This window comes from Alteromonas sp. DY56-G5, from assembly GCF_041414725.1.
Taxonomy (GTDB): domain Bacteria; phylum Pseudomonadota; class Gammaproteobacteria; order Enterobacterales; family Alteromonadaceae; genus Alteromonas; species Alteromonas macleodii.
Map to the genome: position 1 here is coordinate 1 of NZ_JANHZQ010000069.1, position 15,593 is coordinate 15,593.

The following is a 15,593-nucleotide window of genomic DNA, read 5'->3' on the forward strand; positions in this document are numbered from 1 at the left end:
GCCATGCTTGAAGACACTGAACGTTTGATGGAAGTTTGCCGCACCTTATCGCCTGCTGACTTATCATCGCTGATGAAAATAAGCGACAAGTTAGCAACGTTGAACGCCAACCGTTTTGCTGAGTTTTCTACGCCGTTTTCGCCCGATAATGCACGCCAAGCAATGTATGCATTTAATGGTGATGTGTATACTGGGTTAGATGCTTACTCGCTTGATAGCGAAACGGTCGAATATGCGCAAAAACATCTTCGAATTTTGTCTGGCCTATATGGACTACTTCGTCCTTTAGACTTAATGCAGGCCTATCGTTTAGAAATGGGCACTAAATTAGCAAACCCTGAAGGTAAAGATCTGTATGCGTTTTGGGATGATCGCATTACTTATGTGCTAAATAAAGCATTAGAAGCACAGGGTGACAATGTGTTGATCAACCTTGCTTCAAATGAGTACTTCAAAGCAGTGAAGAAGAAGTCTTTAGATGGCATGATCATCACGCCCACTTTTAAAGACTGCAAGAACGGCCAGTATAAGATTATCAGCTTCTTTGCGAAGAAAGCCCGTGGCTTGATGGCGCGTTATATTCTTGAAAACCGTGTAGAAGACGTTGAAGGTTTAAAAAACTTCGACGTAGACGGCTATCAGTTTAGCGAAGAACAAAGTTCATCGACGGAACTTGTGTTTCTTCGCAATCAGGAAAGCTAAAAGAAAGGCCAGTAATAGGGGGCTTTCTAAGCAAGCTTGCCTATTGTCCCTTAAAGCAATGGCGCTCTCTTTTTTTCTTCTGCGCGTGCTGAAGTGGGTAAACCATCATTACGGAATACCCACTTTTAGTTTACTCACTGTATAAAAAAGCTTTTATATTGCTCTCTTAGCTCTACTTTGCGAATTTTCCCTGTACTTGTCATTGGTAATGCCTCGCAAATAAATATATGTTTGGGTACTTCAAACTTGCCGAGCTTCTCCTTACAAAATGCATTGATGGCTGGCAACATCTCATGTGTTAAGTCATTACCCACTATGCATGCGCAAACCGCTTCACCCCAGTGAGGATGGGGCACTCCTATCGCAGCTGCAGCTTCTATTTCTTTCATTAAGCAAAGCGTTTGCTCCACTTTTTGAGACGACACATTTTCTCCTCCAGACTTAATGGTATCTTTTACCCTGTCGATAAACATTAGTTGGCCTTTACTATCAATAAATCCTAAGTCACCCGTGTGGTGCCAACCAAATTTATAAGCGGCTTTGCTGGCGTCTTCATTCTTATAATATCCATTCATGACCTGCGGGCCTCGCCAAACTATTTCACCTGTTTCGCCCTGTTCCACTTCAACACCTTCCTCATTTATCACTGCTTGCTCGTTAGAACACAGGGGAACACCCCAGTAATTACCCTCTGCAAATTCAGTTTCACAACCGTCTTTGAACAAACTAGAAACAGGGCTAAATTCTGTTTGCCCACTGCCTAAGTGGACTTTGCAGCCAAAAGCATCACGAATTTGCTGACGACTCTGCTCACTCATTGGCGCCATACCGTAAATGGCTAATTTAAAGTGGCTGAGGTTTCGTTCGTGAAAGTTATCTGTTGCCATTAGTGCATTCCACATCATAGGTAAAAGCACGGACGTCTCTATTTTTTCACTTTCTAAGCTGTTCGCTATTTGAATAGGATCGAATGTAGCGTGAAGCGTACAGCATCCACTTCTTAAAAACGTTGGGTAGAGTATTGAAAGGGCGGTACAGTGAAATAGAGGAAGAACGAGTAACATTCTGCACTGTGCGCTTAGTTCTAGTTCTATTGCCGCAGTAAGCGCTGCAATGGTTAATGAAAGGTGAGATGTTTCAACCGCTTTGGGTTTAGAGGTGGTCCCAGACGTGTAAATCATATGGGCTGTGTCTCTGTCGTTTATTATCCTGTCTTCAATTTCTGCGTCGCTACGCTCTTTGATAAAGGACTCAAATGCGAACGTAGCCTTGCCCTTATCTTGGCCTAATTGAATAGTAAAACGTATGTCGTCATTATTGCTTATGCTTGCAAACACAAGATCTGAGAGGAGGGGATCGAAAACGACTACTTTGGAACCGCTGTGTTCAAGATTAAAGGTCACGTCGGCAACGCTTTGCATAAAGTTAATAGGCACCGCAATAACGCCCAGTTTGTAGCAGGCAAAGTAAGTAACAACAACATCTATCTGGTTTACCGCTAATATCGCCAGCTTATCGCCTTGTTTAATGCCTTCACGCATCAGCGCATTGGCTAATTTATTAACTTTTTTGTTGAGCTCGTTATAGGTAACGGTGCGGCGTTCATTGTGATAAAAGTCAACTAGTGCAGGTAAACTGCCGCTATCTCGTGCGCGCCTGCGCAACAAATCCCCCATGGCTACGCGTTCTACCAAGTTTCTTTCTAATTGTTGTGTTCTCATGCTTGTGTCCTTGTCGTCAACGCAAAACCTCAGGTGTAATGCTTCTGTGGAAGCCATCCCACGTTTCGCTGGCAGGCTGGTGAAGGTTCTGCAAAGGGAAGAGTGCTGGAGCCGACCCCATGCTGGCACCACCGTCTACAAATAGTGTTTGCCCAGTGATGAAGTTCGCTCCCTTGCTTAGAAGAAAGCACACCGTAGAAGCGACTTCAGCTTCGCTGGCAATTCGTCCTAGCGGAACCGCGTGCTTTAGGTTTTGAATAGCATGTTTCATATCTTCGGGGTAGGTGTCTAGCCCTGACGATGCTACCCATCCAGGCGCAATAGCATTGACCCTAACGCCAAATGACCCCCATTCCCACGCCGCGGTTTTAGTGAGATTTTCGACGCCTGCCCGGGCGGCACCAGAATGTCCCATACCCGGCATGCCATTTTTGTTGTCAGCGGTAATGTTGACAATATTGCCGCCATGAGTTTTAAAGTGCTTATTGAATAGGGCTTTCGCCATTAGAAAGCCACCAATTAAATTAGTTTGAATAACGCGTTCAAAACCGTTTTGGGATATGTGCGAGAGTGGGGCGCGAAACTGGCCGCCCGCCATGTTTACCAACCCGTGCACGCGTTTATGCTTCTCAAGCAATGCGTTTACGGTGTGTGATACGTCTTCTTCACTGCGTATATCAAGCGTGTAATAACAGGCTGTGCCTCCATCGCTTTTGATTTCTGCAGTGGTGTTTATAAGCTTATCTTCACTTCGGCCAATCAGAATAACGGTTGCACCTAATGAGGCAAGTTCATGGGCAGTACATCGTCCTATACCGCTGCCTCCTCCGGTGATAACAATCGTTTGTTTTAAAAAGCTTCTTGCTGCTAACGTTGAATGATATGGCATTCACTCACCTTTGTGTTTGGTAAAAGGGACCAACGACACTGGCACGTTAATAGGCATAGTTAATAACGTTTGCGCGGCTGATTTTCCCTGGCTATCAGTGCGAAGAGATGCGGTGCCGCCGCCTCCTAATGCATCAGTGAGTAAAAAATTAAAGCTGTTAATGCCAGGTAGGGCATACCGAGAAACACTTCCTTTTACTGAATAAGCAAAAAAATGTTTCACCACATCAGCAGTTAGAGCCCGATTTAAAAAGGGAAAGAGCTTTGGATGTCGCGCGATCACCCCAATGTTTAAGTTGTTACCTTTGTCGCCGCTTCGGGCACAAACCAACTCAACTAATGGAAGAGAGACTGAGTGTTCATTATCAAGCTGTGCTTCTTGAGTCGGTTCAGAACGACATGCTTCTTTCTGAGATTGAATGGGAGCAGCGTCAGTTTGGTAAGTAGCGTGCGCCACAATGACATCATTTTTTTGAATACTTACCGAAACCTTATTCTTGTTGATTAAAAACGAGTGCACCCGAATAAGAGGTTGTGGCTTAGGGCGACCAGCGCCAAATCCCGCCATACCAGGCGCAGCCGATGTAGCCAAATACGCCATTTCACTGGCACAAAAATAAAGGGCTTTACTATTACTGTGATGAAGTGTGAATTTGGCAATGACCTCTCGCGTATGCTCTGCATTAGCATGGGGGCCAAAGGTTGCTTCGCTGCCTAATATTTCAATACAGGTGTCTTTAAAGGGCGGCATACCTCTTTCAATGAGCGCGCGTTCGGTTCGTGCAACCAGCGCATGAATATTGGTAAGCGCTTTTTGTTTTGCGTTAAAGCCTGCAATAAAAAAAGCGCCAGTAAGTTTATAGCCGTCTATGTATGTTGCACATACCTTGTAGTCGTTGCCAGGCGCTGAGCCTTTGGCACCATACACACGTACAGCGTTGCTATGCGTTTGCTCTAAAGATACGTGGGTAAAGTCGCAACAAACATCGGGTAGAAGATAATTTGCAGGGTCGCCAATTTCGTACAGCAGCTGCTCGGCCACTGTGAAGGTTGTTACCAGTCCACCAGTGTTTGGTGGGATCACAATAGTAAACTCGCCGCTTGGTTTAACCTCGGCAATGGGGTAGCTCATGTCTGAAAAGTCAGGCACTTGCTCCCAATCGGTAAAATTTCCCCCGGTGCATTGAGCACCGCACTCGAGCAAATGTCCTGCAAGCGAACCTTGAGCGAGCGCGTTGTAATCGTCATAGCTCCATGAAAACTCATGCATTAAGGGCCCAAGCACGAGCGCACTGTCTACCACTCTACCCGTAATCACAATATCAGCACCGGCAGCTAACGCATCGGCAATTGGCTGGGCGCCTAAATACGCATTCATCGACGCAAGGGTATTAGGTAATTCATTGCCATTATCAAGGTCATGGGTATTAGCTTCAGCTAGAGTTTCGCGGTGCACCTCGTTAAGCAAGTTGTCACCGTACACGCCTACAATATTCAAATTTAGGTTTAGCTGTGCACACAGGGCATTAAGCGATTCTATGCAGGCCGGCACATTGACTCCCCCCGCATTTGCAACTACTTTTATGCCTTTTTGTGCACAGTCTTGCAGTACGTCTTTCATGGCCACGGTTACAAAGTCGACGGCATAGCCTAGCTTTTCATTCTTTGCTTTGGCTTGCGATAAAATGGCCATTGTCACTTCGGCTAAGTAATCAAAAACAAGGTAATCGATGTCACCTTCTTCAACTAGCTGCCTTGCAGAAAGCTGACTGTCACCATAGAACGCTGAAGCACCGCCTATACGAACCTTATTTTTGTTCATGGATGACCTCGTCGGCTTGAAGTATGGTGGCTATGGTTTGTTTAGATTTAACCTGATCGCCAGCTGTAATTGAAGAAAGGTGAACCGTACCTTTTATGCCTGCTTTAAGGGGGTGTTCCATTTTCATCGCTTCCATAATGGCCACCGTATCGCCTGCATTAACGGTATCACCTTGCTTTACAAGAAGAGCAACGATGACACCGTCCATCACTGCATTCACTTGCGCTGTGCCCTGTGTTTTTTGGTTATCTACTTTGCTGTGCGTTACGCAGCTAAACGTGAAGTGACCTGTGCCATCGTCAATAAATAATGTGTTACCGTTCCCAGCGTATGAGACCGTGCTTCGCAACTTATCTGCTTCTACTACTAAGCTTTGTGGCGTTAAGTCTAATAACGTAAGTGTTACTTCTGTTTTAGTACTTGTATCGCAGATTCGATAGTGATTAGTGAAAGGCGTAACAGTCATTGATGCGGTGACATCGTTGCAAGTAATAATGATGGGGTAAGCAAAGCCCATGGAGTGTTGCCAAGTGGGTGTGAGCTTATTCAATGCATTACCATAAACCAATGTACTGGCATGTTTATTTTGCGTTAACGCAAACAGCAGCGCAGCTTTCGCTAATAACGAAAACGATGGCGAAAGGCTGCCTTTCATGTTGTCGTTTTGTGCGTGTTGCTCAATAAATGCCGTTGTTACATCGCTTCCCAAGAACGCAGGGCTTTGCACAAGGTTTTGTAAAAAGTGTTTATTGGTATTTATTCCAATTATCTGTGTTTCGCGAAGCGCTCTCGCCATTTTTCTAACCGCGCTCTCCCTGCTTTCAGCTTTAACAATTATCTTGGCAAGCATAGGGTCGTAATGACTGCTTACTTCCATGTTCTGATAAACGCAGTGGTCGGTTCTAGCGTTCGTGGCAGGTTTCCATACTTTTACCTTCCCAGTTTGCGGCATAAAGTTTTGGCGCGGCTCTTCAGCGTACAGGCGCACTTCAATGGCGTGACCGCTTATTTGAATGTCTTGCTGTGTGAAGGGAAGCGATTCTTCACAGGCTACTCGCAGTTGCCATTCAACTAAATCTAGCCCCGTCACTAACTCTGTAACCGGGTGTTCTACCTGTAAGCGCGTGTTCATTTCTAAAAAGTAAAATTGTTTGTCGCTATCAACTAGAAATTCTACCGTGCCTGCACCACAGTAGTTACAAGCCTTTGCAGCAGCCACAGCCGCCTCTCCCATGCGTTTGCGTAATTGCTCATCCACAAACGGCGACGGGGCTTCTTCAATCACTTTTTGATGCCGGCGTTGAATTGAGCAATCTCTTTCACCTAAATAAAGCGTGTTGCCGCAGCCGTCTGCAAAAATTTGAATCTCTATATGCCGAGGCGCAATTAACGCACGCTCTAAAATAAGTTCGTCATTTCCAAATGCGTTTAAGGCCTCAGAGCGAGCCGTAGAAATATGAGCTGCCAAATCACTGGCTTCATGCACTAAACGCATACCTTTGCCGCCACCACCAGCGCTGGCTTTCACCATTAAAGGAAAGCCAATATTTTGGGCATTTTCAATGAGTGCCTCGTCACTTTGGTCGCTACCTTCATAGCCTGGAATACAGGGAACATTAGCCTGCAGCATGGCTATTTTTGACAAACGCTTACTACCCATTAAGGCTATGGCGTCTGCGTTAGGGCCAATAAAGGTTAAGCCAGCTTTTTCACATGCACGTGCGAAGTCAGCATTTTCTGATAAAAAGCCATACCCAGGGTGGATAGCATCTGCCTGTGTTTGAATTGCGGCGTTTATCACTTTTTCACTGTGAAGATACGACGATGTAGGATCGGCAGGACCAACGAAAACAGCTTCATCAGCCTGCTGTACGTGCAGCGCGTTGCGGTCAGCCTCGCTATAAATAGCAACGGTAAAAAAGCCCAGCTTGTGTGCGGTTCGAATAATGCGACAGGCAATTTCGCCGCGATTAGCAATGAGTATTTTTTGAATGTTTCGCGTCATAATGTGTTCACTCACACCAAGAAGGTTTGCGTTTTTGAATGAAGGCTTGGGTTCCTTCTACCCCTTCTTCAGACGTTAGCGACTTAACAAACGCCGTAGCAGCGCCGTCAAGGATCTGTTCAAGTGGCGTGTTATTTAATCCTAATAACAAACGCTTGGTATTTGAGTTTGCTTGCGGTGCGCATTGTTTTATTCGGGTAATTTCTTTGTTTACCTGTTCGGAAATGGCGTTTGATTGACAAACGCCATGCACTAAACCCAAGCGCAATGCCTGTTCGGCATTTAGCTTTTCACCAGTAAGTGCCAATCTTTTTGTTTGATCGACCCCAATGCGGCTAGCCACAAATGGCGCTATTTGTGCGGGAATAACACCTAACCCTGTTTCAGGAAGTGCGAAAAAGGCGCTGTCAGAGGCAATGGTTATATCTGCTACACAAGCTAAGCCAAAACCGCCGCCAAGTACCGCGCCTTCAACCACAGCAATGACTGGTGTGGCAGAGTGTTTTACTTGAGTAATCATGCGACCAAAACTACGATTGAAGTGCCAAATAGTGTCTTCTCGTTCAGATTCACTTAACGACGATAAATGCATGTCAGAAATATCGCCGCCAGCGCAAAAGTTGCCATGGCTTCCCTGTATTACGACGACCCGTAAATTATTCATATCTTCAACGCGTTCAAAACACTGCATGACCTCTTCAACCAATGTTAAATTCATGGCATTTTTCTTATGCGGGCGGTTAAATTGAATGTGCAACACGTTGTCAGTAAGCCGTGCGGTAATTTCTTCGAATACCATTGATTCTAAGTGGGGCATCCTGTTGTCCTCTTTAGTCAAATTGAGGCCTATAGCCTGCCTACGCCAAAGCTAGTAGGGTGAAGTTGCTTCGTTTTAGCGTGCTGGCAAATAGAAAGAACAAAAGCAACAATAGAGCGGGTATCTCTTGGATCTATAATGCCGTCATCCCACAAGCGAGCAGAATTAGCGAGGGCACGTGATTTTGCTTCCATTACCGTGACGGTATGTTGTTCTAGTGCGGTTAGCTTTTCCTCATCTACGCTGCCACTTCGCATCATTTTGGCGTGAGCAACGGTGCGCAGCACACTACCAGCTTGGGCGGGGCCCATCACGGCGACCACTGAGCGGGGCCATGAAAACATAAAGTCAGGCTCAATGCCCCGTCCAGCCATGGCGTAGTTTCCTGCGCCAAATGAACCTGCCAGAACAATGCTTATCTTGGGGACGGTAGCATTGGTAACTGCTTGAATGAGTTTTGCGCCGTGCTTTATGATGCCTGCGCGTTCAGACTCTGTGCCCACTAAGAAGCCGGTGGTGTTATGTAGAAACAACAAAGGAGTGCCAGCTTGTTCACACAGCTGGATAAACTGTGCTGCTTTCGCTGCGCCTTTCGCAGTAATAGGCGCATTGTTGCCTATAACACCACACGGTTGCCCTTCAATGGCCATGTATCCGCACACGGTGCCCATATCAAACTCGGGCTTAACGTCAACAAAATCTGATTTATCAGCGATACGGGCAATGACTTCGCGCACATCAAATGGAGTCTTGGCGTCTTTGGGAACGATGCCAAGTAGTTCATCTGAAGTATAAACAGGGGCAACATCGCAAGGTGTTGTTGCTTCAGAAAAATCTTTATTCCAGTTCAGCATTTGCGTAACTTCACGGGCAATGCGAATACCATCGGCATCGCTCTGAGCAATGAAATCTGCTACGCCAGAAACCTCACTGTGCATCTCTGCGCCACCTATTTCTTCGTCAGTGGCTATTTCCCCTGTTGCGGCTTTTAGTAAAGGCGGGCCTGCAAGGTACACCGTAGATTGGTTGCGTATCATAATTACATAGTCTGACAGTCCAGGCTGATACGCACCGCCTGCTGTGGCACTGCCATGCACAACTGTTATTTGCGGAATACCTGCGGCCGACAAGCGAGCCTGCATAGCGAAACCTGCAGCAGAGAACCCAAACCAATCACCTAGCGAAGTAAGGTCGCCGCCACCGCTTTGCGATAACGCTATTACCGGTAATTTTTGCTGAAGGGCAATGTGATACAAGCGCAGCCGCTTTTTGCTACCAAGTTCGGTTATGCTGCCACCTTTAGTGAGGTAATCATCAACCATAACAATACAGCGAGTGTTAGCGACATAACCAATGCCTGCTATTACTCCGCCACCGGCAGCACTGCCGTCTTTGTCGCCTTCTTGCAGATATCCACATAATGTTGAAAGGGGAAGAAACGGCATGTTGGGGTCAAGCAATAAGGTGAGTCGATTGTGTGGTGACAGTAGCCCTTTTTCTTCGTAACGCGGTGCTTTTTCTTGCGCGTTTTGAATGACGTTTTGCTCGATAGTGCGAAATTCGGCAACGGCGTCTTCCATAGCGGCGTAATTGTTACTATAAGATGTACTTTTAACGTCAATATTAGACTGAAGAATGGCCATGACTTAGCTTCCTGCGTGCGCGGTTTGATGTTCCGTAACGTGATTAAACAAAGGCGTTGTGGCCGCTTTATTGTATTCCCCTTCAAGTTGTTCAATAAGGCTATGTACTGAAATCACTGAGCGAATTCCACTTACACCATGCCCTGCGCTCCACATATCTTTCCAAGCGTTACTGCCGCCCAAGTCTAAGTCGACGTTTTCTTTACCCTCAACCGACGCTAAGTCTACGCCAGCTCGAGTGATAGAGGGTTTTAAGAAGTGGCATTTGACGCCAGTGAAGGTGTCAGTAAACACAAGATCGTTCACGTTGGCGTTAACCAACATGGTTTTGTAATCAGGGTCTACTTCGGCTTCGTTCGTAGCAATAAAGCGTGTGCCCATATAGCTGTAATTAGCGCCTAAAATCTCTGCGGCTCTAATTCCGTAACCATCATTAATAGCGCCAGCAAGTACCAGTGGGCCTTGCCAAAACTCTCTCACTTCACGCAGAAGCGCGAAAGGGTTTACTTCTCCTGAGTGCCCGCCAGCACCAGCAGCAACTAAGATTAGGCCGTCTGCACCTGCTTCAATGGCTTTTCTCGCGTGGGCTACAGTAATTACGTCGTGAAAAACAATGCCTCCCCACTGATGGACTGCATCAATAACAGATTTAGGGTTACCTTGGCTGGTAATAACAAACGGCACTTTGTGCTTTTTGACTATCTCAAAGTCGGCATGAAGGCGCTTGTTCGAGGCGTGCACCACCAGGTTTACAGCGTACGGCGCCACTTTTGCTGCTGGGTTAGTCCGTTTCTCTTCATCTAAGGCCACGGTGATGGTGGTCAACCATTCATCTAACGCTGCTTGAGTGCGAGTATTAAAGGCGGGAAAACTACCTACCACGCCATTTTTACAAGCGTTAACCACTAAATTTGGGCTAGAAACTAAAAACATGGGGGCGCAAATCACGGGTAGCCGCATATTTTTATTCAGCATATCTTGAACTGTTTTCATCATAAAAATACGTCGCTATCTACGTTTAGGGAAAATGTCCATGTACTTTGCAATAATGCCGAGCATCATTTCGTCGCTACCGCCAGCGATGGATAATATTCGGGTATCGCGATATGCACGCGCAACAGGGTTGTCCCACATAAAACCCATACCGCCCCAATACTGAAGGCAGCCATCGGTAACCTGTCGCCACAGTCGGCCGCTTTTCAGTTTTGCTATTGACGCCAAGTAAGTGGCATCTTTTCCTTCAAAATGGTCCTGACATGCCTGCCACGTTAAAGCGCGCAGAGCCTCAATTTCACTTTGCAGTTCAGCTAATTTGAAATGGACGGTTTGGTTGTTGATAACAGGCTGACCAAATGTGTGTCGGTCTTTTGTCCATTCGATGGTGTCGCTTATAATACGTTCCATTCCTTTCAGCGAACTAGCTGCTGCATACATGCGCTCTTCTTGGAATTGCATCATTTGCATAGTGAAGCCTTTGTTTTCATCTCCAACTAAAAAGCGCTTTGGAACGCGCACATCATCGAAGAAAATTTGGCCAGTGTCGCTGGCGCGCATCCCCAGTTTGTTTAACGGCTTTGAAATAGTTATGCCTGGGGTGTTAAGGGGGACGATAATTAATGATTTATTAGCATGTACTTGCCCGTCGCTTGTGTTTGCTAGCAGGCAAACCCAGTCTGCTTGGGTGGCATTCGTGATCCACATTTTCGTGCCGTTAATAATAAAGTCGTCACCATCTGTACGGGCTGTGGTTTTTAACCCTGCAACATCTGACCCCGCCCCTGGTTCACTCACTCCAATACATGCCACCATGTCGCCGGCAATAGCGGGCGCTAAAAATTCACGCTTTAGTTCATCACTGCCAAATCGCGCCAGGGCAGGGGTGGCCATATCGGTTTGAACGCCGATAGCCATAGGAATAGAACCGCCATACGCACGACCTATTTCTTCAGCAAATACCAGGTTGAAACTGTAATCTAAACTCGCGCCGCCGTAGGCTTCAGGCTTTTGAATACCTAAGAGACCTAAATTCCCCATCTTTTTAAACAAGCTATGAAGGGGAGCAATGCCGTCCTGCTCCCATTCGTCAATGAACGGGTCCATCTCTTGATTTACAAAATCGTGAACGGTTTTTCTAAGTGCGTTGTGCTCTTCAGTAAATTGCATTTTTCTATCTCTACGAAATTGTGACTGACTTCATAGTAATTTTGTGAAAATAATGTTAACAGTGTGAGTTGGGACAATAGATTGGCCAATCGGGCCAAAGTGGCGAGATCAAAATAGCTAGCTTGAACAGGGAAAGACCATGCTTAAACACGTAACTTTATATGCCAGCGAAAACACCATGGGGCTTAGCATGGGCTTAACCCATGACGTGCTGAAATTTGCGTCAGACCTTCAGCATAAACTGCTGGGAAACGCGATAACAGTAAAGCTAGTGACGATAGACGGTAATCCTACGACAACGTTTAGTGGCCTTGCGATTACTCCAGACTGTGCGCTGGCTGATATTGATGAGACTGATTTGGTAATACTGCACAGTGTGTGGGGGGACATGGAACCATTATTGGCTCAACAAACCGCTTTATACCCAAAGCTACGGCAGTGGCATAGCAAAGGTATTCCAATAATGGCGGCAGCCACGGGCGCTTTTTTTCTCGCACAGGCAGGGCTGCTCAACGAGAGAATGGGCACCACTCACTGGCATAAACAATCGCACTTTGCACGAGCTTTTCCCAAAGTAAACCTTAGGTCTGATAGATTCATTACCGCCACAGGCGAGCTGTATTGTTCTGCAGGGCTAAATGCTGCATTAGAAATAATTGTTTTTCTGATATCGCGTTTGTCGTGCAAAGCGGTGGGGGAGGCTATAGAGCAGGCGTTTCTGGTCGACTTTCGCCGTGGTGTTACGTCAGAAGCAACGTCGCTCAACCACCAAACCTATCATCAAGACGACGATATTTTAAATATTCAGCAGTGGTTAGAGATACACTTTGCAGAAAAAGTGACCATAGGTGAAATGGCGGCGCGCATAAATATGACTGAACGCACCTTTAAACGCAGGTTTAAAGAGGCTACGGGGGAAACTCCTCTTGGTTACATTCAACAACTTAGAATAGAACAGGGGAAAGAGTTTCTGAAACACAGCGATAAGAGTGCAGAAGAAATTGCATGGGCAGTGGGGTATCAAGACCCAGGGCATTTTAATCGACTTTTTAAACGAACTTTTGGAATGAATGTTTCATGCTGGCGAGATACTTATCAGCAAACAACGAATAGGCGTTAACGTAGTTTAGGGCGCTTGTTCAACAATTAGCGTTGAGCGGTTAATACCTCTATTAAACATGCTGCCGCGTGCTACAATAGGTACAGAACAAACCACCTTAAAGCAGAGCCAAAATCTTGAGTATATTAGTTCGAAACTTACCAAAGACATTTACAAAAGAAAATCTTGAAGACTTGTTTTTCGAGTTTGGCACCATAGCGTCGTGCGACTTGGTGATGGATGAGGCTTCTGGCTTATCGAAAGGCTTTGGTTTCGTAGAAATGAGCACGCAAGAAGAAACCGATAAAGCCATTGAAAAACTTAACGCCAAAGTTATCGACGGTAAGAAAATTCGTGTTAAGTGGTCAAATCAAGAGAAGAAGCAGGCTGAAGCGATAGCTAGTGCGCCAGCGCCCAAAAGAGACATTCCCGAAGATGTATGGGGAAGTGCTTCTCGCAATAACTCTGATCGTGAAAACGACGCCGAGTAATACCGAGGGAATATAATTGACAAGCGCTAACAACGAAGGTTGTCAGCGCTCAACCTTCATTTAACCAGATACGGTTGCTGTTTGTACTTGAGTATTGCGAGCAGTCATAACAATGGCCAGCCACACCAGTACACCACCACCGGCAAGCGCTAGGCCTACCCAACCCGTTGATGTATAGCCGTAACCCGCTGACAGTGTCATTCCTGCCAACCAAGGGCCAAGCGCATTAGCGGTGTTAAAAGCCGCATGGTTCATGGCGCCGGCTAAAGTCTGAGCCTCGCCAGCGACGTCCATAAGCCTTGTTTGCAGCGGCACCACCATGCCACCACCGATACCAATGAAAAACAGTGATGCTGCCATTAAGTACGGATTTCCCATCGACGCAGCGTAAGCTGCAGCTGATAGGCCCAGTAAAACCTGAAACGTAATCGCTGACGTCAGTAGCCTGCCCTCAGAATAGCGGCCTGCAATAATATTGCCCAAGGTTACGCCTATGCCATAGATAAGCAATGTGGCCGAGATTCCCCACTCAGGTGAAGAGGTTGTATTGAGGTAAGAGGCACTGAAGTAAGAATATACGGAGAACATGCCACCAAAGCCAATCGCGCCCATAAGTAGTACCAGCAGCACGTCTTTGTTTTTCAGAGCTTTAAGCTCGGTAAGCGGTTTGGCATCTGGATTAGGGCCGCGGTACGGTGCGGTTTTCCAAACCATTAATGCAGTAACTAACGCAAAGGCTGAAATAATAAAGAAGCCAGTTCGCCATCCGAACATTTGCCCAATACCGCTAATTGACGGCACACCAATAATATTGGCAATAGCCAAGCCTAAAATGACGTTACTGACAGCTTGCGCCCGTTTATTCTTACCGGCAATGTCTGCAGCAAAGAGCATGGCAATGCCGAAGTAAGCGCCATGAGGAAGGCCAGCAATAAAGCGCGCTATATTCATTGTCCATTCTGACCACGCTAGTGCTGTTAGCAAGTTTCCGCCAGCATAAAATACCATCATTGAAATAAGCATGGTGCGTCTTGCAAGCCTGGAAAAAAAGATAGTGATAAGCGGCGCGCCCACTACAACACCAATGGCATAAGCACTAATTGCGTGACCGGCGACATTTTCAGTAATGCCAAAATCTTCTGCAAAGTAAGGCAATAAACCCATTGCCGCAAATTCGCTGCAACCGATCACAAAGGTTCCGAAAGCCAGCCAAAAGGTTATAGTGGCCAGTGAGTATTCACCCAATGCTGAGGGCTGCTCTGAAGAGGCCTGCTTTGGAGAGGCTTGGTCAGAAAGAATCTTGTCAGTTTGATTCGTCATAAACGTCCTTTTGTTCATTGAGTTCAATCACGTACTTAGTGGCTGTTTTAGCGAGGGTCTGTTGAGCTTTGCTGTGCATTTTTACAATGTCTGTGTGTCATCAAAGATAAAAGGCTCTCAGCAGACTAGCGCTTTGATGAAACGCAAATACCGGCTCAACAGAATGTTTGCCGGTTCTCTTCGAATAGTCGCCCTTATCATCGATAATATTTAGCAATGAGCAACAGCCCACAGGTTCGTGCTTTTCGTATTCGTTTACTGCAAGAGATCGTAGCATCGCTCAGATAGCAAGTAACGGTAACTGATAAGGTTTCTTAATCAATTCAGCGATTTAAATGTAGTGCTTTTGTTAATAAATTACGTCGGACCTTTTGCGTTAGAAAGTCGAATGGGCGTTTAAGAAAATCGAAGGTGACTGTTTTCTGTGCACAAATATTGGTTACCTTTTAGTTCATCACTTTGTCATCTTTTAACATTTGTCACGTTTTCCGATCGTGGCGTGAGCACAACGCCGTATCTATTGCCTCCATTGAAAACAAACGTCTTGACTTTGAGGTGTTCTATATATAGAACGTTCTTTAAATGGAACAAAATGAAGTTGGTAAGGTGTGAATCAATCAACGCTCAACATTCTCGGAAGGCATTTGCAGAAACTCAGGCAGGACAAAGGTGTCTCGCTGTCGCAATTGGCAGCAGGGGCAGGTATCGCTAAATCTAACCTTTCAAGATTGGAGCAGGGCAATGGCAACCCGACCCTAGACACCATTTGGCGATTAGCTAAACAACTAGACGTTCCGTTCGGTCAGCTAGTTCAGCCTCTTAGCGCAAGCGTTGGAGAAAAGGGGGTAGAAGTTCGTTTAATTGAGCAAGGACAAGGTATCCCGAACGTTGATGCTTATTGGATGTCGGTTGCACCCAATAC

At 46.1% G+C, this 15,593-nt stretch carries 13 protein-coding genes; 4 read left to right on the forward strand and 9 right to left on the reverse strand.

Annotated elements, in window-relative coordinates; all coding sequences use genetic code 11:
• The coding region (gene yaaA, locus NO989_RS20455; protein WP_371343119.1) for a peroxide stress protein YaaA at positions 1 to 702 on the forward strand (702 nt) is incomplete at its 5' end.
• Positions 703 to 836: 134 nt separating this feature from the next.
• Here yaaA and NO989_RS20460 read toward each other — a convergent pair.
• The 8 genes from NO989_RS20460 to NO989_RS20495 are packed head-to-tail and all read right to left on the reverse strand — an operon-like array spanning position 837 to position 11,761.
• Positions 837 to 2,423 (reverse strand): class I adenylate-forming enzyme family protein, encoded by a 1,587-nt coding sequence (locus NO989_RS20460; RefSeq protein ID WP_171338454.1) that lies wholly within the window; start codon positions 2,421 to 2,423, stop codon positions 837 to 839.
• 16 nt (positions 2,424 to 2,439) lie between these two features.
• Positions 2,440 to 3,312: an SDR family oxidoreductase gene (locus NO989_RS20465; protein ID WP_371343120.1), complete on the reverse strand. Its 873-nt coding sequence runs from the start codon at positions 3,310 to 3,312 to the stop codon at positions 2,440 to 2,442.
• Positions 3,313 to 5,133, reverse strand: a complete 1,821-nt coding sequence (locus NO989_RS20470) for an acyclic terpene utilization AtuA family protein (protein ID WP_171338455.1) — start codon at positions 5,131 to 5,133, stop codon at positions 3,313 to 3,315.
• On the reverse strand, positions 5,120 to 7,138 hold the full coding sequence (locus NO989_RS20475) for an acetyl-CoA carboxylase biotin carboxylase subunit (protein ID WP_371343121.1): 2,019 nt from the start codon (positions 7,136 to 7,138) through the stop codon (positions 5,120 to 5,122). The genes NO989_RS20470 and NO989_RS20475 overlap by 14 nt, the downstream gene beginning before the upstream one ends.
• Positions 7,139 to 7,145: 7 nt before the next feature.
• Positions 7,146 to 7,955 (reverse strand): enoyl-CoA hydratase/isomerase family protein, encoded by an 810-nt coding sequence (locus NO989_RS20480; RefSeq protein WP_014980092.1) that lies wholly within the window; start codon positions 7,953 to 7,955, stop codon positions 7,146 to 7,148.
• A gap of 29 nt (positions 7,956 to 7,984) precedes the next feature.
• On the reverse strand, positions 7,985 to 9,598 hold the full coding sequence (locus tag NO989_RS20485; RefSeq protein ID WP_371343122.1) for an acyl-CoA carboxylase subunit beta: 1,614 nt from the start codon (positions 9,596 to 9,598) through the stop codon (positions 7,985 to 7,987).
• 3 nt (positions 9,599 to 9,601) lie between these two features.
• A complete protein-coding gene (locus NO989_RS20490; protein ID WP_232306417.1) occupies positions 9,602 to 10,594 on the reverse strand; it encodes a nitronate monooxygenase family protein in 993 nt (330 codons plus the stop codon).
• A 12-nt stretch (positions 10,595 to 10,606) separates the two neighbouring features.
• Complete coding sequence (locus NO989_RS20495; RefSeq protein WP_371343123.1) at positions 10,607 to 11,761, reverse strand: acyl-CoA dehydrogenase family protein; 1,155 nt, start codon at positions 11,759 to 11,761, stop codon at positions 10,607 to 10,609.
• A gap of 139 nt (positions 11,762 to 11,900) precedes the next feature.
• On the opposite strand from NO989_RS20495, the gene NO989_RS20500 reads away from it, so the two are divergent.
• On the forward strand, positions 11,901 to 12,881 hold the full coding sequence (locus NO989_RS20500) for a GlxA family transcriptional regulator (RefSeq protein ID WP_014980088.1): 981 nt from the start codon (positions 11,901 to 11,903) through the stop codon (positions 12,879 to 12,881).
• A 116-nt stretch (positions 12,882 to 12,997) separates the two neighbouring features.
• Positions 12,998 to 13,351 carry an RNA-binding protein gene (locus NO989_RS20505; RefSeq protein WP_014980087.1) on the forward strand — a complete coding sequence of 118 codons (354 nt, stop codon included), beginning with the start codon at positions 12,998 to 13,000 and terminating at the stop codon, positions 13,349 to 13,351.
• Between the two features lie 60 nt (positions 13,352 to 13,411).
• On the opposite strand, the gene NO989_RS20510 is transcribed toward NO989_RS20505, so the two are convergent.
• Positions 13,412 to 14,671 (reverse strand): MFS transporter, encoded by a 1,260-nt coding sequence (locus NO989_RS20510; protein WP_371343124.1) that lies wholly within the window; start codon positions 14,669 to 14,671, stop codon positions 13,412 to 13,414.
• A 644-nt stretch (positions 14,672 to 15,315) separates the two neighbouring features.
• Here NO989_RS20510 and NO989_RS20515 point away from each other — a divergent pair.
• Positions 15,316 to 15,593, forward strand: a 278-nt coding sequence (locus NO989_RS20515) for a helix-turn-helix domain-containing protein (protein ID WP_371343125.1), incomplete at its 3' end; no start/stop codon positions are given.